Genomic DNA, 15,253 nt, shown 5'->3' on the forward strand with positions numbered 1-15,253 from the left:
ACCTCGATGATATGCGTCGTGATTGACTGGGCGGAGCCGGTGGCCCTCGGGTAAAATGCCGGTCAATTTTACAGAATCAGACGGAAAGGGTCAGATTATGCCGCTCAATAACGAGCAGAAGAAGCAATACAAGTCCATTGGTCATGACCTGAAGCCGGTCCTGATCGTTGCTGGCAACGGTTTGAATGAAGGCGTGATCGCCGAACTGGAGCGCGCACTGGTCGACCATGAGCTGATCAAGGTCGAGATTCGCTCGGAAGACCGCGAAGAACGCGCCGAGACCATCGCCGAGCTGTGCAAGGCCGGCCGTGCCGAGCTGGTGCAGACCATCGGCAAGAAAGCCCTGATCTACCGCAAGAACCCACAGCCGAACAAGCAGCTGTCCAACATCCACCGTTACAAGTAACGGTAGCTCCGATCAGTGGCGCGGTGAACGCGCCCTGACCGGTACCGGCTGGGCCACCAGCACGATGCCGGAAAAGCCCAGCACCAGGAAGCAGAACATCTGCCAGCGCTCGCCCACGGAAATACCGTAGCGCAAGGTGTAATACCCCACGCAGGCCCCGAAGCCGAGCAACAGCATCTGGCCGCGGAACTGCCGCCACCAGGCCGCCAGGCCGTCCACCCTCGCCAGCACTGCCAGCTGGGTCAACAAGCCAAGCAACGCCACGCCGATCAACCAGCGGTCGATCTGCCCGGCGATATCCTGCACCAGCAGCGGGGCCAGGCCACTGACCTTGAGCGCAGGCACCAGCCCCACATGGAACACCCACAGGCCACCGACCCAAAAAACCTGGGCCAGTTGCCAGAGGATCCCCTCGAGGGATGGCGCCCGCAGGCGTCGGTCAGATGTGCTTGACTTCGACAATCTCGTACTCGACCGTGCCACTAGGCGTCTTGACGACGACAGTATCACCTTCTTCCTTGCCGATGATGGCACGGGCAATGGGTGCGCCGCTCGACAGCTTGCCCTGCTTCACGTCAGCTTCATCCTCGCCAACGATCTGGTAGGTCACCTCTTCATCGGTTTCGGTGTTGGCCAGTACCACGGTGGTACCGAAAATCACCTTGCCGGTGTGAGGGATGGTGGTCACATCGATGACCACCGAATTCTGCAGACGGCCTTCGATATCACGGATACGCGCTTCGACCATGCCCTGCTCCTCACGGGCGGCATGGTATTCGGCGTTTTCCTTGAGGTCACCCAGCTCACGCGCTTCACCAATGGCCTGACTCAGGCGCGGGCGCTCGGTCTTGCTCAGGAACAGGTGCTCTTCTTCCAGGGCGCGAGCGCCCTGGACGGTCATCGGGTATTTGGTAATGCTCATGCTTTCAGTCCTGCATGCAGATCCTGCAAGCGACGAACGGTCTTTTCCGGACCGAATTTCAGCGCTTCGCAGATGGCTTCACCAGCCGCAATGGTAGTGGTGCAGTAAATCTTGTGCTGCAGCGCATTGCGACGAATCGAGTAGGAGTCGGCGATCGACTGGCGACCTTCGGTGGTGTTGATGATCAGCGACACTTCGTCGTTCTTGATCATGTCGACCACGTGAGGGCGACCTTCGGTCACTTTGTTCACACGGCGCACTTTCAGGCCAGCCGCCTCGATAACCTTGGCGGTGCCGGCAGTGGCAACCACTTCGAAGCCCAGGGCGATCAGGTCGCGGGCAACGCCGGCCACTTGTGGCTTGTCGTCATCGCGCACGCTGATGAACGCGGTACCGCCAGTCGGCAGCACTTCGCTGGCCCCCATCTGGGCTTTGGCGAAGGCTTCACCGAAGCTGTCACCGACACCCATGACTTCACCGGTCGATTTCATCTCAGGGCCGAGGATCGGGTCAACCCCTGGGAACTTGGCGAACGGGAAGACGGCTTCCTTCACGCTGTAGAAGTTCGGGATGATTTCCTGTGTGAAACCCAGCTCTTTCAGGGTTTTACCCGCCATGACACGGGCTGCGATCATCGCCAGGGACGTGCCGATGCACTTGGACACGAACGGTACGGTACGCGAGGCACGCGGGTTGACTTCGATCACGTAGATCTTGTCGCCCTGCAGGGCCAGCTGCACGTTCATCAGGCCGACCACGCCCAGCTCCAGCGCCATTTTCTTGACCTGAACGCGGACTTCGTCCTGCACTTCCTTGCTCAGCGAGTAAGGTGGCAGCGAGCACGCCGAGTCGCCGGAGTGTACGCCAGCCTGCTCGATGTGCTGCATGATCGCGCCGATGACCACGTCAGTGCCGTCGCACACCGCATCCACGTCCATCTCGATGGCGCAGTTGAGGAAGTGGTCGAGCAGTACCGGGCTGTCGTTCGACACTTGTACCGCTTCACGCAGGTAGCGCTTGAGCTCGTCCAGCTCGTAGACGATCTCCATGGCACGGCCGCCCAGCACGTAGGACGGACGCACGACCAGCGGGTAGCCGATGCTGCCCGCAGCACGGATAGCTTCTTCTTCGCTGCGCACGGTGGCGTTTGGCGGCTGCAGCAGGCTCAGGCGCTGAACCATCTGCTGGAAGCGCTCACGGTCTTCGGCGCGGTCGATGGCGTCAGGGCTGGTACCGATGATCGGCACGCCAGCTTCTTCCAGAGCGCGGGCCAGCTTCAGCGGGGTCTGGCCGCCGTAGTGAACGATCACGCCCTTCGGCTTCTCGACGCGGCAGACTTCCAGCACGTCTTCCAGGGTCAACGGCTCGAAGTACAGGCGGTCGGAAGTGTCGTAGTCGGTGGAGACGGTTTCCGGGTTGCAGTTGACCATGATGGTCTCGTAACCGTCTTCACGCAGCGCCAGGGCGGCGTGTACGCAGCAGTAGTCGAACTCGATACCTTGGCCGATACGGTTCGGGCCGCCACCCAGGATCATGATCTTGTCGCGGGTCGACGGATTGGCCTCGCACTCTTCCTCGTAGGTGGAGTACAGGTAGGCGGTGTCGGTGGCGAACTCGGCGGCGCAGGTGTCGACGCGCTTGTACACCGGGAACACTTCCAGCTTGTGGCGGTGGCGACGCAGGTTCTTGTCGGTGATACCCAGCAGCACTGCCAGGCGCTGGTCCGAGAAGCCCTTGCGCTTGAGGCGCAGCATGTAGTCCTTGTCGATTGCCGACAGGGCCAGGGTCTTGACCTTCTCTTCTTCCTTGATCAGGTCTTCCATCTGCACCAGGAACCACATGTCGATGCCGGTCAGATTGAAGATTTCTTCGCAGGTCATGCCCGAACGCATGGCGTCAGCCACATACCAGATACGCTCGGCACCCGGCACGGTCAGTTCGCGCTTGAGGATGCTGGCGGCTTCCGGGCTGGCCAGGTCGACTTTCGGGTCGAGGCCGCAGGCGCCGACTTCCAGGCCGCGCAGGGCTTTCTGCAGGGATTCCTGGAAAGTACGGCCGATGGCCATGACTTCACCCACGGATTTCATCTGGGTGGTCAGGCGGGCGTCGGCTTTCGGGAATTTCTCGAAGGCGAAGCGTGGCAGCTTGGTGACGACGTAGTCGATCGACGGCTCGAAGGACGCCGGGGTGCGACCGCCAGTGATGTCGTTCTGCAGCTCGTCGAGGGTGTAACCAATGGCCAGCTTGGCGGCGATCTTGGCGATCGGGAAGCCGGTGGCCTTGGAAGCCAGGGCGGACGAACGCGACACGCGCGGGTTCATCTCGATGACGACCATGCGGCCGGTGTTCGGGCAAATGCCGAACTGGACGTTGGAACCGCCGGTTTCCACACCGATTTCACGCAGCACCGCCAGCGAGGCGTTGCGCATGATCTGGTATTCCTTGTCGGTCAGGGTCTGCGCCGGGGCAACAGTGATCGAGTCACCGGTGTGCACACCCATCGGGTCGAAGTTTTCGATCGAGCAGACGATGATGCAGTTGTCCTTCTTGTCGCGGACCACCTCCATCTCGTATTCCTTCCAGCCGATCAGCGATTCGTCGATCAGCAGCTCTTTGGTCGGCGACAGGTCCAGACCACGGGTGCAGATTTCTTCGAACTCTTCACGGTTGTAAGCGATACCGCCGCCGGTGCCGCCCATGGTGAACGACGGGCGAATGATGCATGGGAAGCCGAGCTTCTCGAGGACCGCATTGGCCTCTTCCATGCTGTGGGCGATACCGGAGCGCGGGCACTCCAGGCCGATGTCCTTCATGGCCTTGTCGAAGCGCGAGCGGTCTTCGGCCTTGTCGATGGTGTCAGCGTTGGCACCGATCATCTCTACACCGAACTTTTCCAGAACGCCGTGGCGCTCCAGGTCCAGGGCGCAGTTCAGGGCGGTCTGGCCACCCATGGTCGGCAGGACGGCGTCCGGGCGCTCTTTCTCGATGATCTTGGCCACCGATTGCCACTTGATCGGCTCGATGTAGGTGGCGTCGGCCATGGCCGGGTCGGTCATGATGGTGGCTGGGTTGGAGTTCACCAGGATGACGCGGAAACCTTCCTCGCGCAGGGCTTTACAGGCCTGGGCGCCGGAGTAGTCGAATTCGCAGGCCTGGCCGATCACGATCGGGCCAGCGCCGAGAATCAGGATGCTTTTGATGTCTGTACGTTTTGGCATGGTGGTCACTCAAATCCGGGGTCAGTCGGCAAGCCGCTTTGAACAATCTGGGTCAGGCGCTGCCGGGCGCGGCAGGTGCCGGCCCGGGGCCTTGAAGCAGGATGCTCAGCGGCGCTTGGCCATGGCATCGGTGAAACGATCGAACAGAGGCGCGACGTCGGTCGGGCCCGGGCTCGCTTCAGGGTGGCCCTGGAAGCTGAACGCGCTCTTGTCGGTACGCTCGATACCCTGCAGGGTGCCGTCGAACAGCGACTTGTGAATGGCGCGAACGTTACCCGGCAGGGTCGCCTCGTCAACGGCGAAGCCGTGGTTCTGGCTGGTGATCATGACCACACCGGTATCCAGGTCCTGGACCGGGTGGTTGGCACCGTGGTGGCCGTGGCCCATTTTCACGGTCTTGGCGCCGGAAGCCAGGGCCAGCAGCTGGTGGCCGAGGCAGATGCCGAATACCGGAATCTCGGTTTCGAGGATTTCCTTGATCGCCTGGATCGCGTAGTCGCACGGCTCAGGGTCACCAGGGCCGTTGGACAGGAACACGCCGTCCGGGTTGAGTGCCAGCACTTCGCTGGCCGGGGTCTGGGCTGGTACCACGGTCACGCGGCAGCCGCGGGCCACCAGCATGCGCAGGATGTTCAGCTTGACGCCATAGTCGAAGGCAACCACGTGGTACGGCAGGTCGGCAGCGTCGATGGTCGGGTGGCTGTCGGTTTTCAGCTCCCACACACTGGAGCGCCACTCGTAACGTTCCTTGGTGGAGACGACCTTGGCCAGGTCCATGCCCTTCAGGCCCGGGAAGCCGCGGGCAGCAGCGATGGCAGCTTCTTCGCTGATGTTGTCACCCGCCAGAATGCAGCCGTTCTGGGCGCCCTTTTCACGCAGGATACGGGTAAGGCGACGGGTGTCGATGCCGGCGATGGCGACGACGTTGTTGGCCTTGAGGTACTCAGGCAGCGACTGGGTATTACGCCAGTTGCTGGCCAGCAGCGGCAGGTCACGGATGACCAGGCCTGCGGACCAGACGCGGTTCGACTCGGCGTCTTCCGGGGTAGTACCGGTGTTGCCGATGTGCGGGTAGGTCAGGGTAACGATTTGCTGCGCGTAGGAAGGGTCTGTAAGGATTTCCTGGTAGCCGGTCATAGCGGTGTTGAATACCACCTCACCAACGGTCTGACCGTCGGCACCGATGGCTTCACCGCGGAAAATACTGCCGTCGGCAAGGGCGAGTATGGCTGGCTTTGTCAAGAAGACCTCCCGTAAATCAAGCATGAAAGGGCGATCGCAGGTTGCAAAAAAGCGGAGTGACGTATGGACACGTCACCCCGCTTTCATGTGCTGAATTCAATTCGCTGCGCGCTTTTAGTGGACACACTAAAGCTGTAGCTTACAGAAAAGTGTGTTTTCGGTCTACCGTGGATGTGTCTCTAAAACACATCAATGCGACAGACTGACATCTGTGTTGGCTTCTACGCGGGCTGGTGCGCTTCCACAGGGATCGCACCAGCCCAAGAGCAACGCCGCACCTGTGGGAGCGGGCAAGCCCGCGAAGAAGCCCACACCACACTCACGGCTTAACGCAGCTCAAGCACATCCTGCATGTCGTACAGCCCCGGCTCACGCCCGTCCAGCCACAGCGCCGCACGCACGGCACCCTTGGCGAAGGTCATGCGGCTGGAGGCCTTGTGGGTGATTTCCAGGCGCTCGCCTTCGGCAGCGAACAACACGGTGTGATCGCCCACCACATCGCCGGCACGCACGGTGGCGAAACCGATGGTTTTGCGATCACGCGCGCCGGTTTGCCCTTCACGGCCATACACGGCCACTTCCTGCAGATCACGGCCCAGCGCATTGGCAACCACTTCACCCATGCGCAGTGCAGTACCCGACGGCGCATCGACCTTGTGCCGGTGGTGCGCCTCGATGATTTCGATATCGACATCATCGCCCAGCACCCGCGCAGCCATATCCAGCAGCTTGAGGCTAAGGTTGACACCCACGCTGAAGTTGGCGGCGAACACGATTGGAATGTCCTTGCCGGCCTCCGCCAACAACTGCTTCTCTTCGACTGTAAAACCGGTCGTGCCGATGATCATCGCCTTGCCGTGCTTGCGGCAGAACGCGAGGTTTTTCAGGGTCACCGAGGGGTGAGTGAAATCGATCAGCACATCGAACTCGTCGGCAACCTTGGCCAGGTCGTCGGACAACAGCACGCCAATTCGGCCAAGTGCCGCCAGCTCTCCGGCATCAGCCCCGACCAACGAGCTGTCAGGGCGATCGATCGCCGCAGTCAGCCCCGCGCCCGGGGTTTGTTGCACGGCTTCGATGAGGGTTTTGCCCATCCGCCCCGCCGCGCCCATCACTGCAATACGTCGCATAACCTGTTCCTTGTCAGAGATCGCCGAAGAAGCGCTTCACACCATCGAACCAGCCGCTGGCCTTGGGCGAGTGGGAACTGTCACCTTCCAGCGAATCACGCAGCTCTTCGAGCAGCTCGCGCTGACGGCGACTGAGATTGACCGGGGTTTCTACGGCCACACGGCACAGCAGGTCACCCGCACCACCACCACGCACCGGGGCAACGCCCTTGCCACGCAGACGGAACTGCTTACCAGTCTGGGTGCCTTCCGGAATCTTCAGCTTCACGCGACCATCCAGGGTCGGCACTTCCAGCTCGCCACCCAGGGCAGCATCGGTGTAGCTGATCGGCACTTCACAGTACAAATGCTTGCCGTCGCGCTGGAAAATCTCGTGCTCACGCACGCTGATCACCACGTACAGATCGCCAGTCGGGCCACCATGAGTACCGGCCTCGCCCTCACCCGACAGACGGATACGGTCGCCGGTATCGACACCTGCCGGCACCTTGACCGACAGCGTCTTGTATTCCTCGACACGACCTTCACCATGGCACGAAGTGCACGGGTCGGTAATGATCTTGCCTTGGCCATGGCAGCGCGGGCAGGTTTGCTGCACCGAGAAGAAGCCTTGCTGCATGCGTACCTGGCCGATGCCGCCACAGGTCGGGCAGGTCGACGGGGTCGAGCCCTTCTTGGCACCGGAACCGTCGCAAGGCTTGCAGTTGACCAGGGTGGGCACGCGGATGCTGACCGTGGTGCCACGCACCGCTTCTTCCAGGTTCAGCTCCAGGGTGTAGCGCAGGTCGCTGCCGCGCTGGGCACCGCCTCGACCGCCACCGCGACCACCGCCGCCGAAGAAGTCGCTGAACACATCGCCGAAGATGTCGGAGAAGTTGGCACCACCAAAGCCGGCACCACCGCCACCCATGCTTGGGTCGACACCTGCATGGCCATACTGGTCGAAGGCCGCACGCTTGCTCGCGTCCGACAGCACTTCGTAGGCCTCGTTGGCCTCCTTGAACTTGTCTTCCGATTCTTTATCGCCCGGGTTGCGGTCCGGGTGGTACTTCATCGCCAAACGGCGGTAAGCCTTCTTGAGGTCCGCTTCAGTGGCGCCGCGCTCGACACCCAGGACCTCATAATAATCACGCTTGGACATAGGTCATTTGCACCTTGTTGGGCGTGTGGCATCTGCGCCACGCCATCAGCACCCGCGTGCGACCCTCAAGAGCCGCTGACAGATGCTGTAAAAATTCTCGAATTCCAGATACGCCAACGCGGGAGCAAGCCCCCGCGCGGCGACATCCTACCAGCTCACCGGCAAACGACGGTGAACCGGCCGACAACATGCAGGGATTACTGCTTGTTGTTGTCTTTCACTTCTTCGAACTCGGCGTCAACCACGTCATCGTGCTTGGCTTCCGGCTCGGCCTGCTGCGCGCCACCCTGAGGCTGTTCAGCCGACTGCTCGGCGTACATCTTCTGGGCAACCGGGGCAGAGACCTTGGACAGCTCTTCAACCTTGGCGTCGATGGCAGCCTTGTCGTCGCCTTTGACAGCGGCTTCCAGGGCAACAACGGCGGCCTCGATGGCGGTTTTCTCTTCAGCGGTAACCTTGTCACCTGCATCAGCGACCATCTTGCGGGTCGAGTGTACCAGCGCGTCACCCTGGTTACGGGCAGCAGCCAGCTCTTCGAACTTGCGGTCTTCCTCGGCGTTGGCCTCGGCGTCACGCACCATGCGCTCGATCTCTTCGTCCGACAGGCCGGAGTTGGCCTTGATCACGATCGACTGAGTCTTGCCGGTGGCCTTGTCTTTCGCACCTACGTGCAGGATGCCGTTGGCGTCGATGTCGAAGGTCACTTCGATTTGCGGCACGCCGCGCGGTGCTGGCGGAATGTCAGCCAGGTCGAACTTGCCCAGCGACTTGTTCTGCGCAGCCTGCTTACGCTCACCTTGCAGCACGTGAATGGTCACGGCGCTCTGGTTGTCGTCGGCAGTCGAGAACACCTGCGACTTCTTGGTCGGGATGGTGGTGTTCTTCTCGATCAGCGCGGTCATCACGCCGCCCATGGTTTCGATACCCAGGGTCAGCGGGCTTACGTCCAGCAGCAGGACGTCTTTCACGTCACCGGCCAGTACCGCGCCTTGGATGGCAGCGCCCATGGCGACGGCCTCGTCCGGGTTGACGTCCTTGCGCGCTTCTTTACCGAAGAAGTCGGCCACTTCTTTCTGCACCAGCGGCATACGGGTCTGACCGCCGACCAGGATCACGTCGTCGATCTTGCTGGCGTCGATGCCGGCGTCTTTCAGGGCGATGCGGCAAGGCTCGATGGTACGCTTGACCAGGTCTTCGACCAGCGACTCCAGCTTGGCGCGGGAGATCTTCACGTTCAGGTGCTTAGGACCGGTGGCATCTGCAGTGATGTACGGCAGGTTGACGTCGGTCGACTGAGCGGACGACAGCTCGATCTTGGCTTTTTCTGCGGCTTCTTTCAGACGCTGCAGGGCCAGAGGATCGTTCTTCAGGTCCATGCCCGACTCTTTCTTGAACTCGTCGACAAGGTAGTCGATCAGGCGCATGTCGAAGTCTTCGCCACCCAGGAAGGTGTCGCCGTTGGTAGCCAGTACTTCGAACTGGTGCTCACCGTCGACTTCGGCGATTTCGATGACCGAAACGTCGAAGGTACCACCACCCAGGTCATAAACGATGACGGTGTGGTCGCCCTTGGCCTTGTCCATACCGTAAGCCAGTGCAGCGGCAGTCGGCTCGTTGATGATGCGTTTTACGTCCAGGCCAGCGATGCGGCCGGCGTCTTTGGTAGCCTGACGCTGGCTGTCGTTGAAGTAGGCCGGAACGGTGATGACCGCTTCGGTGACTGGCTCGCCGAGGTAGTCTTCGGCGGTCTTCTTCATTTTCTTCAGGACTTCGGCGCTGATCTGCGGCGGAGCCATTTCCTTGCCAGCAGCCTCAACCCAGGCGTCACCGTTGTTCGCCTTGACGATCTTGTACGGCACCAGCTTGATGTCTTTCTGCACGACATCTTCTTCGAAGCGGCGGCCAATCAGGCGCTTCACTGCGAACAGGGTGTTGTGCGGGTTGGTGACTGCCTGGCGCTTGGCCGACTGGCCGACCAGGATTTCGCCATCGTTGGCGTAGGCCACGATCGAAGGGGTAGTACGCGCACCTTCGGCGTTTTCGATGACTTTGACGTTACCGTTTTCCAGAATGGAGACGCACGAGTTGGTGGTCCCCAGGTCGATACCGATGATTTTACCCATGTTAACTCTCCCGAAACTTGAATTTGGTAGCAGCGACTACTTTGGCCAACTGCGGTAATACTTGAAGGCTTGACACCTAGATGGGGATGCCCCGAAGGATTTCAAGCCTTTTCATTGATCGAGGGTTGCGCCGCGCTCGGCGCCTTGCTGACCACCACCATGGCGGGGCGCAGCAGGCGGCCGTTCAGCAGGTAACCCTTCTGGAACACGTTCAACACGCTGTTTGGCTCGACCTCGGCGTTTTCCTGCATGGCCATGGCCTGGTGGTGCTCAGGGTTGAACGGCTGGCCGTGCGGGTCGACGGCTTCAAGGTTGTAGCGCTTGAGGGTGTCCTGGAACATCTTCAGGGTCAGCTCGACACCCTCGCGGATCTGCTTGACGTGCTCATCGTCGGCACTGGAGTGAGCCAGGGCCAGTTCCAGGCTGTCGATCACCGGCAGCAAGTCGCTGGAGAACTTCTCCAGGGCGAACTTGTGGGCTTTCTCCACATCCTGCTCGGCACGACGGCGTACGTTCTGCAGGTCGGCAACGGCGCGCAGCGCCTGGTCCTTGGCTGCGGCCAGCTGTTCCTCGAGCTCCAGAACACGGGTATCAGCTGCATTGCCTGCACCGGTTTCTTCCACGTTAAGGTCTTTCTCGTTCAGCTGCTCATCAGCCATGGGGTCTCTCCTGCGCAATTTTGTGGACTGCGAGCCAGGCTCGCCTTGGATGTCGGCTATATGGGGCCGGAAAAACCAGGTTCAAGGGGCAAGGTGGTTTTCAAGGCTGCAACAGAATCTGCGAAGGGGCATTGGCAGGCCCGAAAAAAGTACTGTATAAATAACCAGACCTGATTTCCGGGAGCCGACCCCATGCTGGTGCACCTGTCCATTCACAACTACGCCATCGTCGAGCACCTCGACCTCGAAATCGCCCGTGGCATGTCCGTCATCACTGGCGAGACCGGCGCCGGCAAATCGATCATGCTCGACGCCCTCGGCCTTGCCCTGGGCGACCGTGCCGACAGCGGCGTGGTGCGCCCCGGCACCGACAAGGCGGACATCCTGGCCACCTTCGACCTGGTGGACATTCCCGAAGCGCACGCCTGGCTGGCCGAGCGCGACCTGGACAACGAAGGCCTGTGCATCTTGCGCCGGGTGATCACCGCCGAAGGCCGCAGCCGCGGTTACATCAACGGCACGCCCTGCCCCCTCGGCGACCTCAAGGCGCTGGGCGAACTGCTGATCGATATCCACAGCCAGCACGAGCACCAGTCCCTGCTCAAGACCGACACCCACCGTCGCCTGCTTGACGAGTATGCCGGCGCCGTCGACCTGGCCCGCCAGGTACAGCTTGCAGCCAAGCGCTGGAACCAGACCCGCCTGGAGCTGGAGCGCCTGTCCAACTCGGGCGACGAGCAGCGCGCCCGCCACCAGTTGCTCAGTTACCAGTTGGAAGAACTGGACAACCTCGGCCTGGGCGAGCACGAACTGGAGCAGCTGGAGCAGGAACACAAGAACCTGACCAGCGCCGAAGCCCTGTTCGGCATCTGCCGCCAGGTCATCGACCAGTGCAGCGAGAGTGATTCGGGCAATGTGCTGAGCGCCCTCACCTCCAGCCTCAACCGCCTGGGTGCCGCCACCAACTCGCCCAAGGCGCTGAGCGAAGCGGCCAACCTGATCGCCAGCGCGCAGATTCAGGTCGAGGAAGCCGTGGGCGAACTCAACCGCTTCCTCGACAACTTCGACGCCGACCCGATGCGCCTGCAAGCCCTGGAGGAGCGCCTGGACACCATCTACACCCTGGCGCGCAAACACCGGGTGCACCCCACCGAACTGCCCCACCTGCAACAGCAACTGATGGAGGAGCTGGAAGGCCTTAACGCCAGTGACGAGTCGATCGAGCGGCTGGGCGAAGAGCTTGCCGCCTACGCCCAGCACTATAAAGAGAAGGCACGCGAACTCAGCGGCCTGCGCCAGCAAGCAGCGCAGCAGCTGGCAGGCGCGGTGGAGCAGGAAATCCAGCGCCTGGGCATGCCTGGCGGGCGCTTCTGCATCGAACTGACAGCGAACGAAGGCACCGAACTGTCACCCCATGGCCTGGAGCAGATCGAACTGCTGGTCAGTGCCAACCCTGGCCAGCCGCTCAAGGCCCTGGCGAAGGTGGCGTCGGGTGGCGAACTGTCGCGTATCAGCCTGGCGATCCAGGTCATTACCGCGCAGACCTCGCGCATTCCTACCCTGGTGTTCGACGAAGTCGACGTGGGCATTGGCGGGCCAACGGCAGAAATCGTCGGCCAACTGCTGCGGCGCCTGGGCGAACGCGGCCAGGTACTGACCGTGACCCACCTGCCGCAGGTGGCGGCGCAGGGGCATCACCATTTGTTCGTGCACAAGGTGCGCAACAGCGACACCACCCACACCGCCGTGGCTAGCCTTGGCAAGCGTGAGCGCGTGGAAGAAGTGGCGCGGATGCTCGGCGGGATCGACCTGACCAAGGAGTCCCTGGCCCATGCACGCAAGATGGTGGTGAGCGGCAAGGCCTGAGCCTTGCTTTTCCAGGACGATTCGCGGGCACGCCCGCTCCCACTGGGTGATCACAGGATCTGAAACCTGAGGTGTACCTGTGGGAGCGGGCGCGCCCGCGAAGAGGCCGGCACGGACAACACATCTTTCAGCCCCAGAAAGCACAAAGGCGACCCGAAGGTCGCCTTTGCTATCCATAACGAAAAACCGTTACTTCTTCTTACGCACATACAGGACCAGATTGTGGTCCACCAGCTCGAAGCCATGCTCGGCCACGATTTCGCGCTGGCGCTTCTCGATTTCGGCATCCATGAATTCGATGACTTCACTGGTATCCACGTTCACCATGTGGTCGTGGTGACCGCCATCGGCCAGCTCGAACACTGCATGACCGCCGTCGAAGTTGTGGCGAACCACCAGACCCGCCGCCTCGAACTGGGTCAGCACGCGATAGACGGTGGCCAGGCCTACATCCTCGCCAGCCTCCATCAGCGCCTTGTAGACATCCTCTGCACTCATGTGACGCTGCTCGGTAGAGTCGAGCATCTGAAGGATCTTGACTCGAGGCAGGGTCACCTTGAGACCGGCTTTGCGCAATTCGCTATTTTCAACCATGGTCAGCTTTCTCGCCGATGCTGCTTCGCAGCTTCTCTTAATACGGGTATGATCGGGGTTTACGTTGTCCAGCCAAGATAGTGGAAGTCGCCCACCGATGCAAAACACCAAGCTCTTGCTAACCAGCCTCACCCTAGTGGGACTGCTCGCACTCGCCGGTTGCTCGTTTCCCGGGGTTTACAAAATCGACATCCAGCAGGGCAATGTCGTCACGCAAGACATGATAGACCAATTACGCCCGGGAATGACCCGCCGGCAAGTAAGGTTTATCATGGGCAACCCGCTTATTCAGGACACCTTCAACACCAATCGTTGGGATTACCTGTACAGCCTGCAGCCTGGTGGCGGTAAGCGCCAGCAAGAACGCATGAGTGTATTTTTCAACGAAAGCGATCAACTGGTCAGCCTGTCTGGCGACTTCATGCCAGGCGTAAGCCGCGATCAGGAAATCCTCGGCGGCAGCAGCGACACCACCGTCAGCCCGGCCACCGAGCCAGGCCAGACCGAACAGCCGGCAGCGCAACCTGAAGAAAAACCGGCCAAGCCTGGTTCGACCGAAGAGTCCATCCAGCGCGAGATCGACACCATCGAGACCACCCCGGTCCCGACCCCGGCACCGCTGGAAACCCGCTAAGCGGGAACAGCAGATGCAAAAAAGCCCGGACCTGGTCCGGGCTTTTTGTTTGCGCCTTATCCGTCAGGCATTCAATTGCTTGGCACGCTGGCAGAACGCATCGACCAGTGTGTTGGCCGCCTGATTGAACAGCGGGCCCAACGTGGCGCGCACAATCGGCCCAGCGTAATCGAAGGACAGGTCCAGGCTGATCTTGCAGGCTTTTTCACCCAGCGCCTTGAACACCCAAACACCATGCAGCTGGGTGAACGGCCCTTCTTCGAGGTTCATTTCGATGGACTGCCCCGGCACCAGCACGTTACGCGTCACGAAGTGCTGGCTCATGCCACCCTTGGCCACTTCGAGCTTGGCACGCATGTGTGTATCGCTGGTTTCGATCACCGTCGAGGCCGAGCACCACGGCAAAAATTCAGGGTAGCTGGCCACATCGTTGACCAGATCGTAAAGCGCCTGGGCGGGGTATGGCAGCAGGGCGGAGCGTTGAATATGGGTAGTCATCCAGGCGTCACTTCCAAGGCTGGGTGGCGGCGCTTCGCAGCGTGCCGAAAACAGGTTCTGTGCGTATGACAGGGTTTGTATTGTCCGGTATTCATTCCAGTGGCTCAAGCACACCGAAATCCCATAGCGGACGACGCGCGGACTTGCCTATAATGCCGCCCCTATGGCTAAGCAAAAAAAACATCCGACCGGGACCATCGCGCAAAACAAGAAAGCGCGACACGATTACTTCATCGAACACAAGTTCGAGGCCGGGCTGGTCCTGTCCGGCTGGGAAGTAAAAAGCCTGCGAGCCGGCAAGGCGCACCTGACTGACAGCTACGTGCTGCTCAAGGACGGTGAGGCCTGGCTGTTCGGCAGCCACATCACCCCGCTGACCACGGCCAGCACCCACGTCATCGCCGACCCTACACGCACCCGCAAGCTGCTGCTGAACAAGCGCGAGCTCGAGCGCGTGGAAGCGGCCGTGGCGCAAAAAGGCTACACCTGTGTGGCTTTGGCGCTGTACTGGAGCAAGCACCTGATCAAGTGCGAAATCGCACTGGGCAAGGGCAAGAAGGAATTCGACAAGCGCGACACCATGCGCGAACGCGATTCCAACCGCGAGCTGCAGCGGGCTGTGCGGAACAAGGGCAAGGAAGAGTAACTACTCTTCAGCCTGTTCCGGCCTCTTCGCGGGCAAGCCCGCTCCCACAGGAATGGCACCAGATTCAAGCCCGGCGCCTATCCTGTGGGAGCGGCCTCTTCGCGGGCACGCCCGCCCCACAGGAATGGCACCAGATTCAAGCCCGGCGCCTATCCTGTGGGAGCGGCCTCTTCG

Annotated in this window: 14 protein-coding genes; 4 read left to right on the forward strand and 10 right to left on the reverse strand. The window is 61.2% G+C overall.

Annotated features, from left to right (window positions below):
- Positions 1 to 97 precede the first annotated feature (97 nt).
- Positions 98 to 406, forward strand: coding sequence for a ribosome assembly RNA-binding protein YhbY (gene yhbY / locus V7787_RS40335; RefSeq protein WP_003249945.1), 309 nt, complete (start codon positions 98 to 100; stop codon positions 404 to 406).
- A gap of 12 nt (positions 407 to 418) precedes the next feature.
- Here yhbY and V7787_RS40340 read toward each other — a convergent pair whose 3' ends face one another.
- From V7787_RS40340 to grpE, 8 genes are all read right to left on the reverse strand, one after another.
- Entirely contained in the window at positions 419 to 868 is a 450-nt protein-coding gene (locus V7787_RS40340) for a hypothetical protein (RefSeq protein ID WP_012053750.1), read from the reverse strand.
- A complete protein-coding gene (greA, locus tag V7787_RS40345; RefSeq protein ID WP_024717413.1) occupies positions 846 to 1,322 on the reverse strand; it encodes a transcription elongation factor GreA in 477 nt (158 codons plus the stop codon). The genes V7787_RS40340 and greA overlap by 23 nt, the downstream gene beginning before the upstream one ends.
- 2 nt (positions 1,323 to 1,324) lie before the next feature.
- The gene (gene carB, locus V7787_RS40350) at positions 1,325 to 4,546 is read right to left on the reverse strand and encodes a carbamoyl-phosphate synthase large subunit (RefSeq protein WP_010955363.1); all 3,222 of its coding nucleotides are present in this window, start codon (positions 4,544 to 4,546) and stop codon (positions 1,325 to 1,327) included.
- A gap of 105 nt (positions 4,547 to 4,651) precedes the next feature.
- Positions 4,652 to 5,788 (reverse strand): glutamine-hydrolyzing carbamoyl-phosphate synthase small subunit, encoded by a 1,137-nt coding sequence (carA, locus tag V7787_RS40355; RefSeq protein WP_003249935.1) that lies wholly within the window; start codon positions 5,786 to 5,788, stop codon positions 4,652 to 4,654.
- 326 nt (positions 5,789 to 6,114) lie between these two features.
- Complete coding sequence (gene dapB, locus V7787_RS40360) at positions 6,115 to 6,918, reverse strand: 4-hydroxy-tetrahydrodipicolinate reductase (protein WP_003249933.1); 804 nt, start codon at positions 6,916 to 6,918, stop codon at positions 6,115 to 6,117.
- Positions 6,919 to 6,931: 13 nt separating this feature from the next.
- Positions 6,932 to 8,059, reverse strand: a complete 1,128-nt coding sequence (dnaJ, locus tag V7787_RS40365) for a molecular chaperone DnaJ (protein WP_020193785.1) — start codon at positions 8,057 to 8,059, stop codon at positions 6,932 to 6,934.
- A gap of 197 nt (positions 8,060 to 8,256) precedes the next feature.
- Positions 8,257 to 10,182, reverse strand: coding sequence for a molecular chaperone DnaK (gene dnaK / locus V7787_RS40370; RefSeq protein WP_010955366.1), 1,926 nt, complete (start codon positions 10,180 to 10,182; stop codon positions 8,257 to 8,259).
- A 101-nt stretch (positions 10,183 to 10,283) separates the two neighbouring features.
- A complete protein-coding gene (gene grpE / locus V7787_RS40375; protein ID WP_010955367.1) occupies positions 10,284 to 10,841 on the reverse strand; it encodes a nucleotide exchange factor GrpE in 558 nt (185 codons plus the stop codon).
- A gap of 192 nt (positions 10,842 to 11,033) precedes the next feature.
- Here grpE and recN point away from each other — a divergent pair, with 192 nt between their 5' ends.
- On the forward strand, positions 11,034 to 12,707 hold the full coding sequence (gene recN / locus V7787_RS40380; RefSeq protein ID WP_064493339.1) for a DNA repair protein RecN: 1,674 nt from the start codon (positions 11,034 to 11,036) through the stop codon (positions 12,705 to 12,707).
- Between the two features lie 189 nt (positions 12,708 to 12,896).
- Here recN and fur read toward each other — a convergent pair whose 3' ends face one another.
- Positions 12,897 to 13,301, reverse strand: coding sequence for a ferric iron uptake transcriptional regulator (gene fur / locus V7787_RS40385; RefSeq protein ID WP_003249922.1), 405 nt, complete (start codon positions 13,299 to 13,301; stop codon positions 12,897 to 12,899).
- A gap of 97 nt (positions 13,302 to 13,398) precedes the next feature.
- Between fur and V7787_RS40390 the strand changes: the two genes are divergently transcribed.
- Positions 13,399 to 13,935, forward strand: coding sequence for an outer membrane protein assembly factor BamE (locus tag V7787_RS40390; RefSeq protein WP_010955369.1), 537 nt, complete (start codon positions 13,399 to 13,401; stop codon positions 13,933 to 13,935).
- Between the two features lie 63 nt (positions 13,936 to 13,998).
- On the opposite strand, the gene V7787_RS40395 is transcribed toward V7787_RS40390, so the two are convergent.
- Positions 13,999 to 14,433 carry a type II toxin-antitoxin system RatA family toxin gene (locus tag V7787_RS40395; protein ID WP_014592414.1) on the reverse strand — a complete coding sequence of 145 codons (435 nt, stop codon included), beginning with the start codon at positions 14,431 to 14,433 and terminating at the stop codon, positions 13,999 to 14,001.
- Between the two features lie 163 nt (positions 14,434 to 14,596).
- On the opposite strand from V7787_RS40395, the gene smpB reads away from it, so the two are divergent.
- A complete protein-coding gene (smpB, locus tag V7787_RS40400; protein WP_003249914.1) occupies positions 14,597 to 15,079 on the forward strand; it encodes an SsrA-binding protein SmpB in 483 nt (160 codons plus the stop codon).
- Positions 15,080 to 15,253 lie beyond the last annotated feature (174 nt).

It is taken from the genome of Pseudomonas sp. CGJS7, assembly GCF_036961695.1.